The organism is Flaviflagellibacter deserti, assembly GCF_042652085.1.
Classification (GTDB): domain Bacteria; phylum Pseudomonadota; class Alphaproteobacteria; order Rhizobiales; family Methylopilaceae; genus Flaviflagellibacter; species Flaviflagellibacter deserti.
The window spans coordinates 73312-88155 of record NZ_JBHSJF010000001.1; the positions used below are offsets into that span (position 1 = coordinate 73312).

The 14844-nt window shown below is 63.7% G+C and carries 15 protein-coding genes; 9 read left to right on the forward strand and 6 right to left on the reverse strand.

The window, feature by feature from the left end; all coding sequences use genetic code 11:
• Positions 1-91: 91 nt before the first annotated feature.
• The 3 genes from ACFPFW_RS00400 to ACFPFW_RS00410 all read left to right on the forward strand — a co-directional run bounded on the left by ACFPFW_RS00400 (position 92) and on the right by ACFPFW_RS00410 (position 2018).
• A complete protein-coding gene (locus ACFPFW_RS00400) occupies positions 92-1051 on the forward strand; it encodes a helix-turn-helix domain-containing protein (protein WP_114955259.1) in 960 nt (319 codons plus the stop codon).
• 119 nt (positions 1052-1170) lie between these two features.
• Complete coding sequence (locus tag ACFPFW_RS00405; RefSeq protein ID WP_162799551.1) at positions 1171-1518, forward strand: hypothetical protein; 348 nt, start codon at positions 1171-1173, stop codon at positions 1516-1518.
• Positions 1518-2018: a hypothetical protein gene (locus ACFPFW_RS00410; RefSeq protein ID WP_114955261.1), complete on the forward strand. Its 501-nt coding sequence runs from the start codon at positions 1518-1520 to the stop codon at positions 2016-2018. Before ACFPFW_RS00405 ends, ACFPFW_RS00410 begins: the two co-directional genes overlap by 1 nt.
• Before the next feature lie 24 nt (positions 2019-2042).
• On the opposite strand, the gene ACFPFW_RS00415 is transcribed toward ACFPFW_RS00410, so the two are convergent.
• From ACFPFW_RS00415 to ACFPFW_RS00435, 5 genes are all read right to left on the reverse strand, one after another.
• Positions 2043-3629 (reverse strand): peptide chain release factor 3, encoded by a 1587-nt coding sequence (locus ACFPFW_RS00415; RefSeq protein ID WP_114955262.1) that lies wholly within the window; start codon positions 3627-3629, stop codon positions 2043-2045.
• A 75-nt stretch (positions 3630-3704) separates the two neighbouring features.
• Positions 3705-4463, reverse strand: coding sequence for an extensin-like domain-containing protein (locus tag ACFPFW_RS00420; protein ID WP_162799552.1), 759 nt, complete (start codon positions 4461-4463; stop codon positions 3705-3707).
• 114 nt (positions 4464-4577) lie between these two features.
• A complete protein-coding gene (locus tag ACFPFW_RS00425; RefSeq protein ID WP_114955264.1) occupies positions 4578-5519 on the reverse strand; it encodes a coiled-coil domain-containing protein in 942 nt (313 codons plus the stop codon).
• A gap of 93 nt (positions 5520-5612) precedes the next feature.
• Positions 5613-6203 carry a DUF1134 domain-containing protein gene (locus ACFPFW_RS00430; RefSeq protein ID WP_114955265.1) on the reverse strand — a complete coding sequence of 197 codons (591 nt, stop codon included), beginning with the start codon at positions 6201-6203 and terminating at the stop codon, positions 5613-5615.
• A 109-nt stretch (positions 6204-6312) separates the two neighbouring features.
• Positions 6313-7128, reverse strand: a complete 816-nt coding sequence (locus tag ACFPFW_RS00435; RefSeq protein ID WP_379768944.1) for a 3'(2'),5'-bisphosphate nucleotidase CysQ family protein — start codon at positions 7126-7128, stop codon at positions 6313-6315.
• A 131-nt stretch (positions 7129-7259) separates the two neighbouring features.
• Here ACFPFW_RS00435 and chpT point away from each other — a divergent pair, with 131 nt between their 5' ends.
• The 6 genes from chpT to ACFPFW_RS00465 all read left to right on the forward strand — a co-directional run bounded on the left by chpT (position 7260) and on the right by ACFPFW_RS00465 (position 13898).
• The gene (gene chpT, locus ACFPFW_RS00440) at positions 7260-7922 is read left to right on the forward strand and encodes a histidine phosphotransferase ChpT (protein WP_114955266.1); all 663 of its coding nucleotides are present in this window, start codon (positions 7260-7262) and stop codon (positions 7920-7922) included.
• A gap of 147 nt (positions 7923-8069) precedes the next feature.
• The gene (locus ACFPFW_RS00445) at positions 8070-10880 is read left to right on the forward strand and encodes a hybrid sensor histidine kinase/response regulator (protein ID WP_114955267.1); all 2811 of its coding nucleotides are present in this window, start codon (positions 8070-8072) and stop codon (positions 10878-10880) included.
• The gene (locus ACFPFW_RS00450) at positions 10877-11344 is read left to right on the forward strand and encodes a chemotaxis protein CheW (protein ID WP_114955268.1); all 468 of its coding nucleotides are present in this window, start codon (positions 10877-10879) and stop codon (positions 11342-11344) included. The genes ACFPFW_RS00445 and ACFPFW_RS00450 overlap by 4 nt, the downstream gene beginning before the upstream one ends.
• Positions 11345-11373: 29 nt before the next feature.
• Complete coding sequence (locus ACFPFW_RS00455; protein WP_114955269.1) at positions 11374-11739, forward strand: response regulator; 366 nt, start codon at positions 11374-11376, stop codon at positions 11737-11739.
• Between the two features lie 39 nt (positions 11740-11778).
• A complete protein-coding gene (locus tag ACFPFW_RS00460; protein ID WP_379768950.1) occupies positions 11779-13038 on the forward strand; it encodes a protein-glutamate methylesterase/protein-glutamine glutaminase in 1260 nt (419 codons plus the stop codon).
• Positions 13035-13898, forward strand: a complete 864-nt coding sequence (locus ACFPFW_RS00465; RefSeq protein ID WP_114955271.1) for a CheR family methyltransferase — start codon at positions 13035-13037, stop codon at positions 13896-13898. Before ACFPFW_RS00460 ends, ACFPFW_RS00465 begins: the two co-directional genes overlap by 4 nt.
• 80 nt (positions 13899-13978) lie before the next feature.
• Here the strand turns inward: ACFPFW_RS00465 and ctrA are convergent, their stop codons facing one another.
• The gene (ctrA, locus tag ACFPFW_RS00470) at positions 13979-14677 is read right to left on the reverse strand and encodes a response regulator transcription factor CtrA (protein WP_114955272.1); all 699 of its coding nucleotides are present in this window, start codon (positions 14675-14677) and stop codon (positions 13979-13981) included.
• Positions 14678-14844 lie beyond the last annotated feature (167 nt).

The window sequence follows — 14844 nt, forward strand, 5'->3', positions numbered from 1 at the left end:
TTCACGAACAGGAATTTACTGGCTATAGCGGAAGGCGGGTGGCGGCCCACGCGTCTTCGTTTCGACGGAGACGAAGACAGGATTCGCTCGCGTGCAGCGCTTCTCCACCCGTGACGTCCCGGCCCGGGACCGGCTCGCCTTCGCTCATGATTTCGTCGCCCGCCACGTCGCGGGCCTGCAATTCACCCCATCCGCGGGGATCGATCTCGACTTCGATCTGTCGGCGATGATCCTGCCGTCGAACGTGACGGTGGGCGACGCGCGTTACACGCCGCTTCGGGGCGCCCGGACCCGGGAACTCCTGCAGGACGGGCGCGACAATTACCTGATGACGATCCACGAGACCGATTTCGAATGCTCGATCGTCGGCGGTCCGCCGATCAAGGTAGCGGCCGGCGACGTGATGATCGTCAATGAAGGCGTGCAGATGAATTTCGATCTGCCTTACACACTGGTGAAGGTGATTTCGCTGGAGCGGTCGCGTATGGCCGGGCTCGTGCCGCGCATCGATCTCGACCACTCCTATCACATCCCCAGAAGCGCTCCCGGTGTCTCGCTGCTCGATGGCTACGCGGCTCTGTTGCGCCGCTATCCGCCAGATTCGGACAGAGCCCGTGCGGTCTCGTCGAACCACCTCTACGATCTCGCGGCGCTGATGTTCGAGGGAGTGGTCGACGGCGGAGCCGGGCGAACCGGGGCCGGCATCAAGGCGGCGCGCCTTGAACTGGTGAAGAGGGACATTCTCGACCGGATCGCCGATCCGGAGCTCGACGCGGCAGCTGTGGCGCGGCGCCAGGGGATTTCACCGCGCTATCTCCATATGCTGTTCGAGGGTGATGGCGTGACCTTCTCTGAGTTCCTCCGGATTAACCGGCTCGATCTGGCCTATCGGCTGTTGCGGGTGACGCGGCCCGAGCGGGAGACGATCTCCTCCATCGCTTTCGATGTCGGTTTCCGCGACCTCTCCAGCTTCAACCGCGCCTTTCGGCAGCGCTACGGCGCGACGCCGTCAGACATCCGGGCGCAGGCCATGCGCGATCGCAGTTCCTGAGCCAAGTTCGCTCCATGCCGCATCTGTGCGCCTAGCGCCAAGACGCCCATCCCGGTGGGCCCTAACAAGGGCACGGGAAAAGGGGCGGCTCGATCAGGTGGGACATGAGAGAAGCCGTAATGCTGGTGTGCGCACTCGCGCTTATGGGATGTAACCAGACGACGAGTTCAACCGCACAGAAGACATCTGCCGAAACGAAGACTGCCGCAGCCGCTCCACGCGCTGTCGCCACACCGGCTGAGGCGCAGGCGGCTGCCAACCGCTGCGCCGATGCGGCTCAGCAAGCTGCGCAAGCCCAGACCAATGCGGCGATGATGGGCGGCGCGCTGTCCATGGTCGGCGGTTTCGGCGGAGTTGCCGGGCGCGGTGGCGTGATCGCTGCCCAGGCGGCATCGGTTGGCGGCTCGGTCATGCAGGCACAGGCCAACGGCCGGGCACAGGCGGCCATGACGGCGGAGTGCCAGTGATGGAATTCCGTACTGTACGTACGCTTTGTCTCGCGCTGGCTTTGGGGATTAGCCTGACGCCGGTCGCCGCCACCGCGTTGACGTCGGATGAAACCGCGAAGGTCGTCACGATCATTGAGAAGCTGCAGCCCTCGCGCGGCAAGGTCGCCTATGACGAGGGCGAGGCGGATCAATGGTTCGAGGACGATAGCGCGGAGAACGGATTGATCGGCAAGGCAGGCTTCGACCAGCAAGGCTGGAAGACCTCCTTCGACGCGGTGCTTAAGGGCTTCCTCGCGTCGATCCCTCAAGCGGAGATCGATGGTCTCCTGGAACAGGTGCGGACGCATTTCCGTCAGGCGCGGAACATGACGCCCGAGCAGCGGACCGCCGCGCTCAACCTCTACGACGAACAGGTCGCGATCATCCGCGCCCTACGTGAGGAGGGCCGCGCCTACGCGGACACCGTCCGCCCGTTCCAGGATCGCCTACGCCGCGTCGTCTCCACCAACGGAGACTGACGCCGCTGGCGGATGTGCGCGGTTTCAGCCCCGTTCGCGCACATCCGCGAAGCGCAGAGCCGGCCAGTCCTGCTTGGCCTGGTCCAGGGCCCATGCGTTACGCGCCAGATAGACGAGCGCGCCATCCCGGTCCTCGGCGACCGATGAGCGGTTCACTTCCAGGAATTTTTCGATCACGGTCTTGTCGTCGCTGGCGATCCAGCGCGCGGTGACGAAGGGCGCCTGATCATACCGGATCGGCACGCCGTATTCCTTGTCCATACGCGAGGCGAGCACGTCGAGCTGAAGCGGGCCGACGACGCCGACGATGGCCTGCGCGCCGATCAGCGGACGGAAAACCTGCGTGACGCCTTCCTCGGCCATGTCCTGAAGCGCGCGGCTGAGCTGCTTGGCCTTCATCGGGTCATCAAGCGACACGCGGCGGAGGATTTCCGGCGCGAAGTTCGGAATGCCCTCGAAGCGGATCGTCTCGCCTTCGGTCAGCGTATCGCCGACGCGGAGCATTCCATGGTTCGGGATGCCGATAATGTCGCCGGGCAGCGCCTCGTCGGCGGTCTCGCGCTCCTGGGCGAAGAAGAAGATCGGCGCGGCGATCGTAACCATGCGGTTTTCGCGAACGTGGAACAGCTTCATGCCGCGCTTGAACTTGCCAGAGCAGAGCCGGACGAAGGCGACGCGGTCGCGATGGTTCGGGTCCATGTTCGCCTGGACCTTGAACACGAAGCCGGTGACCGGCGCCTCGCTCGCCGAGACCTTGCGGCCATTGGCCGGCCGCGTGGTTGGTGGCGGCGCGAATTTTTCGAGCGCGTCGAGCAGGCGGTCGACACCGAATTCCTTTAGCGCCGAGCCGAAATAGACCGGCGAGAGATGGCCTTCGAGGAAGCTTTCGCGGTCGAACCGCGAAAGAACGCCCTCGGCGAGTTCGAGGCCCTCGATGGAGGGATTGAGGATGTGCGGCTCGACGTGAGCTTTCTCCTCAAGTTCGTGCGGATCTGAGAAGGTGAGTTCCTTCGACTGCGTGCCGCCGCGCACCTCGGGAAGAAGCGCGACCTTCTGCTCGATGTCGATCAGGCCACGGAAATCGGTGCCGAGGCCGATCGGCCAGGTCATTGGCGCGAGATCGAGCGCGAGGCCCGACGCGATGTCGTCGAGCAGGGTCAGCGGGTCGACGCCTTCGCGATCGACCTTGTTGATGAAGGTGATGATCGGGATGTCGCGAAGGCGGCAGACCTCGAACAGCTTGCGGGTCTGGCTCTCGATGCCCTTGGCCGCGTCGATGACCATGACCGCGGCGTCGACTGCCGACAGCGTCCGGTAGGTGTCTTCCGAGAAGTCTGAGTGGCCGGGCGTATCGAGCAGGTTGAAGGTGATGCCGTCGCGCTCGAACGTCATCACCGACGAGGTCACGGAGATGCCGCGCTTTTGCTCGATATCCATCCAGTCGGAGCGGGCGCGACGGCGCTCGCCACGTGCCTTCACGTCACCGGCCGCGCGGATGGCGCCGCCCGCCAGCAGCAAACGCTCGGTGAGCGTGGTCTTGCCGGCGTCGGGATGCGAGATGATCGCGAAGGTGCGGCGCGATGCGGACGGAGAAACGGATTCGGCAGTCATGGCCGCTGGGTTTGTCTCGATTGTTCGGGTTGGCGTTCACCTACCAGCCGCGGGCCGGTTTGAACAGGCGCGGGGCTACTTGCAGTAAAGTGCGTTCTTATTGCGGCCGCGCTTAGCGAGATCCAGGTGGAAATGCTCGGCGTGAGAGGGATCGGAGCCGGGGCCGAGCACCGTCGTGAACGGGCCGCAGGCCTTGCCGCGGATCTCGGTCATGAAGGCGAGGCCGGGTTCGGTCGGGTCACCGACCTTCACCGTCTTGCCGGATAGCTGCTGGAAGTAGCCTATATCGATGGCGTTCGCCTTGGCGTGCTCGCTCATCTTGGCGCCCGCGACGTGATTGCGGGGCCGGCACTGGTAGCCGCCCGTGCTCTGGAAACCCTTGATCGCCTCGCCGAGATGCTTGAGCGCCATCGGCTGAAGCGAATCCCGGACCCAGGTGACGAGCGAAGACGCGATCGCGCATTGCGTCGTTATCGGCGGATCCAGCACAACCGGCTGGCTGTCCTTCGGGCGGATCGCGATCAGTCTGATCGGAGTCAGCGCCCCGCATTCTCCCTCGGTGAGACGCGGCAGTCGTTCGAACTCGGCCTCCTTCGAGGTTTCCAGAGCGTCGCAGATCGGGTCGGGCACGGGTTCGATCGGGAATTCGACTTCCACGGTTCCCGGCGGCACTGGTGTTGGCTCTGGACCCGGCTTTTCCTTTGTCGCTTCCTCGTTCCGAGGTTCCGCCTCCGCAGGCTTCTCGACGGATTTCTCGGTCAGCGATTTCGGCTTCGGCTTCGGCTCCGGCAAGGCCGGCGGCGGCTTCAATGCGGCCGGCCTTGGCTGCGGCAAGGGGACCGCCATGGCGGCGAAAGCGAAAGTGCAAAGGAGGAGGGAGATGGTCAGCCGCAGGGTCACATCGGCACAAACGGCCGGACGGCGAAGAAGTTCACCCGAAAGAGAAGGTCAGTTGGATGCCGAGGTTTCGAACGCTGGCGTTTCGACGACCCGGGCGATATCGGACGCGAGGCGTTCGATCTCCCGTCGGAGCGCTGCCATCTCCTCGTTGTCGGCGCCGCCGCGGGCGAAGCCGTCCATCTCGACCTGCGCGACCGATAGTTGGCCGAGCAGGTTGTTTTTCTCGGCCTGCAATTCGTCGATCCTCTTCTGGAACTCGCGCTCGTTCAGATCGAGTTTCGTTAGCGCCTGAGAGAGATTGCTCTCGGTCTCGACCAACTTCTGATGGATGCTCTCCGCGCGGTCGTGCTCGTTCTTGACTGCCTCGTTGGTGCGGTTGAGCCGTTCCTGAATCTCCTCGGCTGCCTGGCGGGCTGCCGCGAGCTGGCGTTCGAGGTTCGCGATGACCTGGCTGGACTGGGCGCTCTGACTTTGCACGGTTGCGCTCTGGACCTTGCGGTCGTCGGCGAGGCGAACGAGCTCCGTGGTGTCGTCCTGAGCGATCTCCAGTTCATCGCGTGTAATGGCCAGCAGGCGTTCGGTCTCGGAGAGGCGCTGCCTCGTTGCGTTGAGTTCGGCACCGACCTTCGCGACCTCGTTTCGGGCGGCGGCCTCGCGCTGCGCCCAGTCCGCGATCGCGGCGCGATCGGTCTCGATCTGCGCCTTCATGTCGAGGATGTCCTGATTGCGCCGGCCGACATCGGCCATGCTGGCTGTCATCCGCTCGCGCATGATGTTGGCCTGGCGCTCAAGTCGGCGATGCTCGACGGCAAGCTGGGCGCGAACGAGGTCGCGAGACGCGACGATCTCGTCACGGGACAGGGGCAGGCGCCGCATGATGCGATGCGTCGTCAGCCGCACGGCGCGGTTCCAGAGCGCGCGGCCAAAGAACAGCGCGACGAGGCTCGCGGTCAGAAAGCCGAGCGCGGCGTATAGAAGCGGCTCGACCATCACGAAGCCCGATTTCGCCTAGCGGAGAGGGCCATATGCCATGCACGGCCTGCCGCCGCCAGTGTTCAGTGGCGACAGACCGTCATGAATTCGTCAGAAGGGATTCCAGGTCGCGGACGGCGTGAACTTCAGATAGCCGACATTGACGCCGAAACGGGCGCCGACGCCCGACTGGATCGGCACCAGCACGATGTTGTCGATCGTCAGTGCCGTCATGCCGAAGCCGCCAACGAGATAGGCGGAGCCGTTAATGCCGCCATAGCGCCTGAAGATCGCGCGTGGACCGGGGAGGTTGTAGACGAGGATCATCGTCCGGGCGCCCTCGCCGCCGAAGTCGAAGCCGAGCGACGGCCCCTGCCAGTAGACCCGGCTTTCGCCCTCGGTCTTCATGTAGAGCTTGCCCTCGCCGTAGCGCAGGCCCGCGCCGATCGCGCCCGAGCCCTCCTGGCCGAGGATATAGCCGTTCGGTCGACCCCATTGCTGGCCGGCGCGCTCGACGAGCATCGCCAGCTCTCGCGAGACGGTGCCGAAGAATTTATGACCTCTCGAGACGATCTCGTCCGCCGAATAGGTGCCGGCGCGTTGCGAGGTTTCATACTGCGCAGCGGCGGGCGAGGCGGCCAGGCCGGCCAAGGCGAGCGAGAAAGCGGCAAACAGCAGGCGGGCAGCGGAGGTTAGCGGCATCTCACTCAGATCCCCGGCGAGTGGTTGAAGTGCGCAAGTGATTCGCGGAGCGCGAATGCACCGACTTTTGAACGAAACTGTGACCGAGCAAAGGCCGTCTTTCCCGCCATCAACGGGGCGGCTGGCCCCACACGACGAACGGGCCGTTGCGAAAGTCCTGCTCGACCTTGCCGTAGCCGAGGAGCTCGCCCTCCGGCGTCAGGACCGAGCCGCCCGCGGCAACGACCAGCGCCTCTCCCGCGGCGGTATCCCATTCCATGGTCGGACCGAAACGGACGTAAAGATCGGCCGATCCCTCCGCGACGAGACCGAATTTGTAGGCCGAGCCGAGGCGCTCTCGTTTCTCGATCGCCATCATGTCGAGGAAGGCCTCGGTCATCGGATCGTTATACCCGCGACTTGTCAGGGCGACGGGCAAGGCGGGCTGGGCACGGGTCGCGATCGGCGTGAAGCCGTGCTTGTCGGGAAGAGTGCCGGGTTCGGCAAGCGCTCGCTGCGCGCCACCGCCGGGCACGCCCCGATAGAACCTGCCGAGAGCGGGGACCGCGAGAATGCCGAGCGCCGGGCGTCCCGCGATGACGAGGCCGATATTCACCGTGTATTCGGGGCGGCCGGCGACATATTCGCGGGTTCCGTCGAGGGGATCGATGACAAGGAAGGTTCCGCTGGTTTCGGCATATTGGCCGCACGAGGCGCTTTCCTCGGCCAGGACCGGAACGCCGGGCAGGATGAGGCCGAGCCCGCGCATCAACATTTCCTCGGCCTGCACGTCTGCATTGGTGACAGGTGAGGCGTCCGCCTTCGAGCGGACCTCGAACCCGGTCTTCGACAGGCTGAGTATGAGGCGGCCGGCTTCGGCGGCGAGTTCGGTTAACGGGATGGCGAGCGAAACGAGCTCTTTGGTTCCGCCGGACAAAGACGACAATCTGATCTCCGAAGCCTTGTGTGAAGCTGGAGCGTTTACCTGCGAAGGGCGCTTGAGGCGAATCTCTGCGATTGTGTATCACGCCTTGGACGCTCGGTCGGCCGGATGCCGCCGCTCGCTTGGAGGCCACAATGACAGAGCCGGTCGAACTCGACGCCCTGGATCTCGCCGCGCTGATTTCCAGCCGTTTGTGCCACGACGTCATCAGCCCGGTCGGCGCGATCGTCAACGGGCTTGAAGTGCTGGAGGAGGAGAAGGACCCGCAGATGCGGGAATTCGCCATCGACCTCGTCCGAAAGAGCGCCCAACAAGCCTCAGCCAGGCTTCAATTCGCCCGTCTGGCGTTCGGTGCCGCCGGCTCCGCTGGTGCGATGATCGACGTCGCCGATGCGGAGCAGGTGGCTCATGGATTCATCAAGGACAGCAAAGCTGAACTGGAGTGGAGCGCACCCCGTGTCCTCCTGCCGAAGAACAAGGTGAAGCTGCTGCTGAACCTGGTCGTCATCGCGCATACGACGATCCCGCGCGGTGGCCTGATGAAGGTGTCCGTCGAGGGAAACGAGCCGGACACTCTGATCCGCATCGTCACGACCGGCCAGATGGCGCGCGTTCCCGCGGGCGTTCAGGATCTGATCAGCGGCCAGCCGCATGAGGACCGCATCGACGCGCACGTGATCCAGCCGTTCTATACAGGCCTCGTTGCCCGGGCATCAAACATGGATGTCGAGATGTCGGTAGACGAGGGCTCGGTGACTATCATCGCCTCGCCGTCAGCAGCTCCGGCAGCTGCTTAACCGAGCATTAACCATAAAGCGACTTAGCCCATAAGCTGTTCGGAACCTGATTGCTTTGTTCCGCCCCTCAACCCGGCGGTAACCCTTTGCCGTTTACCAATTCGACCCAAGGGAATTGCACGACCACTTCGTGCCTCGGGGGTCTTTATGGACGATCTGCTTCGCGAATTTCTGACGGAAACCAGCGAGTCTCTGGACGTCATCGACATCGAACTCGTCAAGTTCGAGCAGGATCCAAACAACGCGAAGATCCTCGATAACATCTTCCGCCTGGTCCACACGATCAAAGGCACCTGCGGCTTCCTCGGCCTCCCCCGCCTTGAGGCGATCGCCCACGCCGCCGAAACGCTGATGGGCAAGTTCCGGGACGGCGCCCGGGTCAACACACAAGCGGTGACGCTGATCCTGGCCTCGATCGACCGCATCAAGGAAATCCTCGGCGAGCTCGAGCGCACCGAAGCCGAGCCCGAAGGCGAAGACCGGGACATCATTTCCCAGCTCGAGGCGATGTCGGAAGCCGCCGGCAAGGCGCCCGTCGCTGAGGCTCCGCCCGAGCCAGTACTAACGGTAGCGACCCCCGAACGCGAGTTGCGTCCGGGCGAGGTCTCCGAAGAAGAACTCGAAAAGGCGTTCCGTGAGACGCCTGGTCCGGATATGAGCAAACCGGCCAAGCCGACCGCCAAGGAACCGGAACGCGAGCTGCGTCCGGGCGAAGTCTCCGAAGAGGAGCTCGAAAAGGCATTCCGCGAGACGCCCGGCCCGGATCTTTCCGCGCCGCCCGCTCCGGCTCAGGTCGCCGTTGTCCTGGAGAAGAAGGTCGAGCAGCCGAAGGCCGAGGCGAAGCCCGCTCCTGCCGCCAAGAAGCCAGCTGCTCCGGCAGCCGCGAACGACGATGACGGCTCGAAGAGCGAGGGCTCGATCGCCTCGCAGTCGATCCGCGTCGGCGTCGACACGCTCGAACATCTAATGACCATGGTCTCGGAACTGGTGCTGACCCGCAACCAGCTCCTCGAGATCGTCCGTCACCACGAAGAGTCCGAATTCAAGATGCCGCTGCAGCGGCTGTCCAACGTGACGGCCGAGCTGCAGGAAGGCGTGATGAAGACGCGCATGCAGCCGATCGGCAACGCCTGGCAGAAGCTGCCGCGCGTCATCCGCGATCTCAGCCAGGAACTCGGCAAGAAGATCGAACTCGACATGCATGGCGCCGAGACCGAACTCGACCGCCAGATTCTCGACATCATCAAGGATCCGCTGACGCACATGGTGCGCAACTCGGCCGACCACGGCCTTGAGAGCACCGAAGACCGCAAGATGGCGGGCAAGCCCGACAAGGGCACGATCCGCCTGTCGGCCTTCCACGAAGGCGGTCACATCATCATCGAGATCGCCGATGACGGTCGCGGCCTGAACACCGACCGCATCAAGAGAAAGGCCCTCGAAAACGGCCTGGCGACCGAAGCCGAGCTCGACAAGATGAGCGAGGCCCAAGTCCACAAGTTCATCTTCCATCCGGGCTTCTCGACCGCCGCCGCGGTCACCAGTGTGTCCGGCCGTGGCGTCGGCATGGACGTCGTGAAGACGAACATCGACCTGATCGGCGGCACGATCGACCTGAAGTCGGTCGCCGGCGAGGGCACGACCTTCACCATCAAGATCCCGCTGACGCTGGCGATCGTCCCGGCGCTGATCGTCGAGGTCGCGGGCAACCGCTTCGCGATCCCGCAGATGGCGGTGGTCGAACTCGTCCGTGCCAATGCCCAGTCCGAGCACAAGATCGAGCACATCAAGGACACCCCGGTCCTTCGCCTTCGCAACAAGCTTCTGCCGCTGATCCACCTTCGCAAGATGCTGAAGATCGAGGACGGCACGACGCCGGACGAGAACTCCGGCTTCATTGTCGTCAGCCAGGTCGGCTCGCGCACGTTCGGCATCGTGGTCGACGGCGTCTTCCATACCGAGGAAATCGTCGTGAAGCCGATGGCTTCGCGGCTCCGCCACATCACCATGTTCTCGGGCACGACCATTCTGGGCGACGGCTCGGTGATCATGATCATCGACCCGAACGGCATCGCCTCGGCGGTCGGCAGCGAAGCGACGAGCCCGGCCTTCGCCGCGCAGGATCCGGTCGAACAGATCCTGTCGACGTCGAGCCAAACGCTGTCGATGCTGGTTTTCCGCTCCGGCAATCCCGAGCTCAAGGCGGTCCCGCTCTCGCTCGTCACCCGCCTCGAAGAGGTCGACGTGTCGAAGATCGAGGTCTCGAACGGCCGTCACCTCGTCCAGTATCGCGGCAACCTGATGCCGCTGATCCCGGTCAGCGACGAAACGCAGATCCGCTCCGAAGGCAGCCAGCCGCTTCTGGTCTTCGCTGACGACCAGCGCTCGATGGCACTCGTTGTCGACGAGATCGTCGACATCGTCGAGGACCGCCTCGACATCCAGGTCGCGTCGAGCCGGCCGGGTATCCTCGGTTCCGCCGTGGTCAAGGGCAATGCGACCGAGATCATCGACGTCGCGCACTACCTGCCGCTCGCCTTCGAGGACTGGCTGTTCCGCAAGGAGATGGGCTCCGAGCCGGCGACGCGCCACCTGCTCTTCGTCGACGACAGCGCCTTCTTCCGCAACATGCTGACGCCGGTGCTCCGCGCCGCGGGCTATGACGTCACGACCGCCGCCAGCGGTGAGGACGCGCTCGCGATGCTGAAGGCAGGCCGCAAGTTCGACCTCGTGGTCTCCGACATCGAGATGCCGGAAATGAGCGGCTTCGACCTCGCCGAGGCGGTGAGGGCGGACGAAAACCACAGCAAGGTGCCGATCATCGCCCTGTCGTCGCTGTCCTCGCCATCCGCGATCGAACGCGGCCGTCAGGCGGGCTTCGACGATTACATCGCCAAGTTTGACCGGCCGGGTCTGATCGCGGCCCTCAAGGAAACCAAGACGCAGGAGGCCGCATGAGTACCGTTGGCTCCAAGGAAGACGAATTCATCGAATACGTCACGGTCGAGATCGGCGAACAGCTGTTCGGCCTGCCGATCCATCGTGTCCAGGACGTCTTTTCTCCGGACCAGCTGACCCGGGTGCCCCTCGCGCCGCAGGAAGTTGCGGGCGTGCTGAACCTGCGTGGCCGCATCGTCACTGCGATCGACATGCGCATCCGCCTCGGCCTGCCGCCGAAGCATTCCGACAAGCCTCCGATGGCCGTCGGCATCGACTATGCCGGCGAGGCCTATGGCCTGCTGATCGACGCTGTCGGTGAAGTGATGAAGCTGCCGGTCGCGGGGCGCGAGCCCAAGCCGGCAAACCTCGACCCGCGCTGGGCGACAATCTCGGAAGGCGTTCACCGTTTGGAAGGACAACTTCTGGTTATCTTGGACGTCGAGCAAACTCTCGCCCAGGGCCGCGAAGCGATCGCCGCTTAATTGCCCGTCAGCGAAGAAGGAAGGCCGTGATGAAGACGTGCTTGGTGGTTGATGATTCCAGTGTGATCCGGAAGGTCGCGCGCCGGATTCTCGAAAAGTTCGACTTCCGCATCACCGAAGCCGAGGACGGCCATCAGGCGGTCGAACTCGTCCAGCAGGAAATGCCCGACGCGATCCTGCTCGATTGGAACATGCCGGTGATGGACGGTTACGAGTTCCTTCGCGAGCTGCGCGCCATGCCGGGCGGAGACGTGCCGAAAGTGGTGTTCTGCACCACCGAGAACGACGTCGCCCATATCGCAAAGGCGCTCCGCGCCGGCGCGAACGAATACATCATGAAGCCGTTCGACAAGGACATCGTCGAGGCGAAATTCCACGAGGTCGGTCTCATCTGAGATCGCCATTTCCTTCCTTGTGTCGTGAGTCCGAGTCGCATGCCCAGTGCCGCGTTCGCCAAAGTTACGGACTCCGCCCACCCGATCCGGGTGATGATCGTCGATGACTCGCTCGTTGTGCGCGGCATCGTCTCTCGCTGGCTGCAGGAAGAGAGCGATTTCGAGGTCGTAGCGACCCATCGCTCTGCCAAGAATGCGCTCGAGGATCTCGAGCGCTCCTTGCCGGATGTCGTCATTCTCGACATCGAGATGCCGGATATGGACGGCGTTACCGCGCTGCCCCTGATCCTCGACAAACGCCCGCATGTCGCCGTCATCATCGCCTCCAGCCTGACCATGCGGAACGCCGAGCTGTCGATGCGCTGCCTGGCGCTCGGAGCGATGGACTGCCTGGCCAAGCCGCAATCGACCAGCGATCTCTCCGGCGGCTCCGAAGCCTTCCGTCATAACCTCGTCGAGCGTGTTCGTGCCCTTGGCACGAGAGCCGCGAAGCGTCTCGCCAACCAGGCCGCCCGGCGCGGCGGAACGTTCACCCCGGTCAGGTCCGAGCTTCGCCCGGCGACCTCGCTTCGCTCGGCGACGCCGCCCGTCGCCGCTCCCCCGCTTGCCAAAGCTCCGATCGCAGCGCCGCGTACGACGGCGGCGGCTCCCACGGAAGTCAACATCTCGAAGCGGATGAACGACCCCGTTCAGATCCGCCGCATGCCACGCATCGTTCCGAAGGCGCTCGTGATCGGGTCGTCGACCGGTGGACCGCAGGCGCTCGCCGTCGTCGTCACGGCGATAAAGAAGGTTATTCCGCGCGTGCCGGTGCTGATCACGCAGCACATGCCGCCGTCATTCACGACCATTCTCGCCGAACATCTCGGCCGCGCCGCCGAAGCGCCGTGCCATGAGCCGACGGACGGCGAATTGATCAAGGTCGGCAGGATCTATGTCGCGCCCGGCGGTTTCCACATGAAGATCGCCAATTCGCCGGCCGGCCCCGTGATCAAGATCACGGACGAGCCGCCCGTGAACTTCTGCAAGCCCGCCGTCGATCCGATGTTCAACAGCGCGCTGCAAGTTTACGGGCCTAACCTGCTTGCCGTCGTTCTGACCGGAATGGGCGCCGATGGCGCGCGTGGAGCCTTGCAAATCGCCGACGCCGGCGGAGCGGTGGTCGCACAGAATGAGGAAACCAGCGTGGTTTGGGGCATGCCCGGAGCGACGGCGCACCTCGGCGCCTGTTCGGCGATCCTGCCGCTCGACGAGATCGGACCGCAGATCGTGCGCATCGTGACGGGAGCCCAGGCATGACGCCGACAGAAGTCGATATCCTCAACCGCTTCCTGAAGGAACGCTCCGGCCTCGTTCTCGTCGGCGACAAGTCCTACCTGATCGAGAGCCGCCTCGTGCCTGTCGCAAAGAAGCACGGCCTGTCGACGCTCTCCGAGCTAATCAACAAGGTCCGCCTAGGCGGCATGCAATTGCTCGAACAAGACGTCGTCGAGGCGATGACGACCAACGAGACTTTCTTCTTCCGCGACAAGCTCCCCTTCGACCTCTTCACTGAAACGATGCTGCCGCACATGCAGAAGGCCCGGGCGATGAACCGCCGGGTCCGCATCTGGTGCGCCGCGTGCTCGACGGGGCAGGAGCCTTATTCGCTGGCGATGATCCTGTCCGAGCAGGCGGCAAGGTTCCCTGGCTGGAATTTCGAGATCATCGCGACAGACATTTCGAGCGAGGTTCTGGAGAAGGCCAAGGCCGGCCGCTTCACCCAATTCGAGGTGCAGCGCGGTTTGCCGATCCAGTTCCTGCTGAAATATTTCGAGCAGAAGGGCGAGTACTGGCACATCGCACCGGAGATCCGCCAGAAGGTGACGTTCCGTCCGATCAACCTGCTGCGCGATTTCTCGCCGCTCGGTCCGTTCGACATCGTGTTCTGCCGCAATGTCCTCATCTACTTCGATGAGACGACCAAGACGGACATCCTGAACCGCATGGCCACCTGCACGGCGCCCGACGGTTTCCTGGTGCTCGGCGCGGCCGAAACCGTGGTCGGGCTCTGCGATCGCTTCAAGGCTGTACCGGACAAGCGCGGTCTGTACGTACGCTCGATTGCCGAAGCTGGCGCAACGACCATGCCTCTGCGCTACGCCGCCAACGCCCGCTGAATTCTCGGTGGGGCAATGGCCCGCCAGAAACGAAAAAAGCCCCGCCGAAGCGGGGCTTTTTTATTGGGTGCGCGGCCGGATCAGGCGCTGGCGCGCATGTCTTCCGGAGGTTCGCGGAGAACGTAGCCGCGGCCCCACACCGTCTCGATGTAGTTCTTGCCGTCGGTCGCCGAGGCGAGCTTCTTGCGCAGCTTGCAGATGAAGACGTCGATGATCTTCAGTTCCGGCTCGTCCATGCCGCCATAGAGATGGTTGAGGAACATCTCCTTGGTGAGCGTCGTGCCCTTGCGGAGACTGAGGAGTTCGAGCATCTGGTATTCCTTACCGGTGAGGTGGACGCGCGTGCCGCCGACCTCGACCGTTTTGGTGTCCAGATTGACGACCAAGTCGCCAGTATTGATGACCGACTGGGCATGACCCTTCGAGCGGCGGACGATCGCGTGGATGCGGGCCACCAACTCGTCCTTGTGGAAGGGCTTGGTGATGTAGTCGTCGGCTCCGAAGCCGAGACCGCGAACCTTGTCCTCGATCGAAGCCAGACCCGAGAGGATCAGGATCGGCGTCTTGATCTTCGCCACCCGAAGCGACCGGAGAACCTCGTAACCCGACATGTCGGGGAGGTTCAGGTCGAGCAGGATGATGTCGTAATCGTAGAGCTTGCCGAGATCGACACCCTCTTCGCCGAGATCGGTCGTATAGACGTTGAAGCTCTCCGACTTGAGCATCAGCTCGATGCTCTGCGCGGTGGCGCTATCATCCTCAATAAGAAGCACGCGCATGTCTGTCCTCCACCGCTTCCGCGGCCGGTCTCCCCACTCCGATTCATACGCTACTGGCGAATGGTTAACAGAGTTTGATTCGCACGAGCAAGCGTGAAGAATACGAGCGCATCGATTTTGCTAAGTACCTGAAACTACAAAGATATCAGCCTAGATCATGGTTAAAG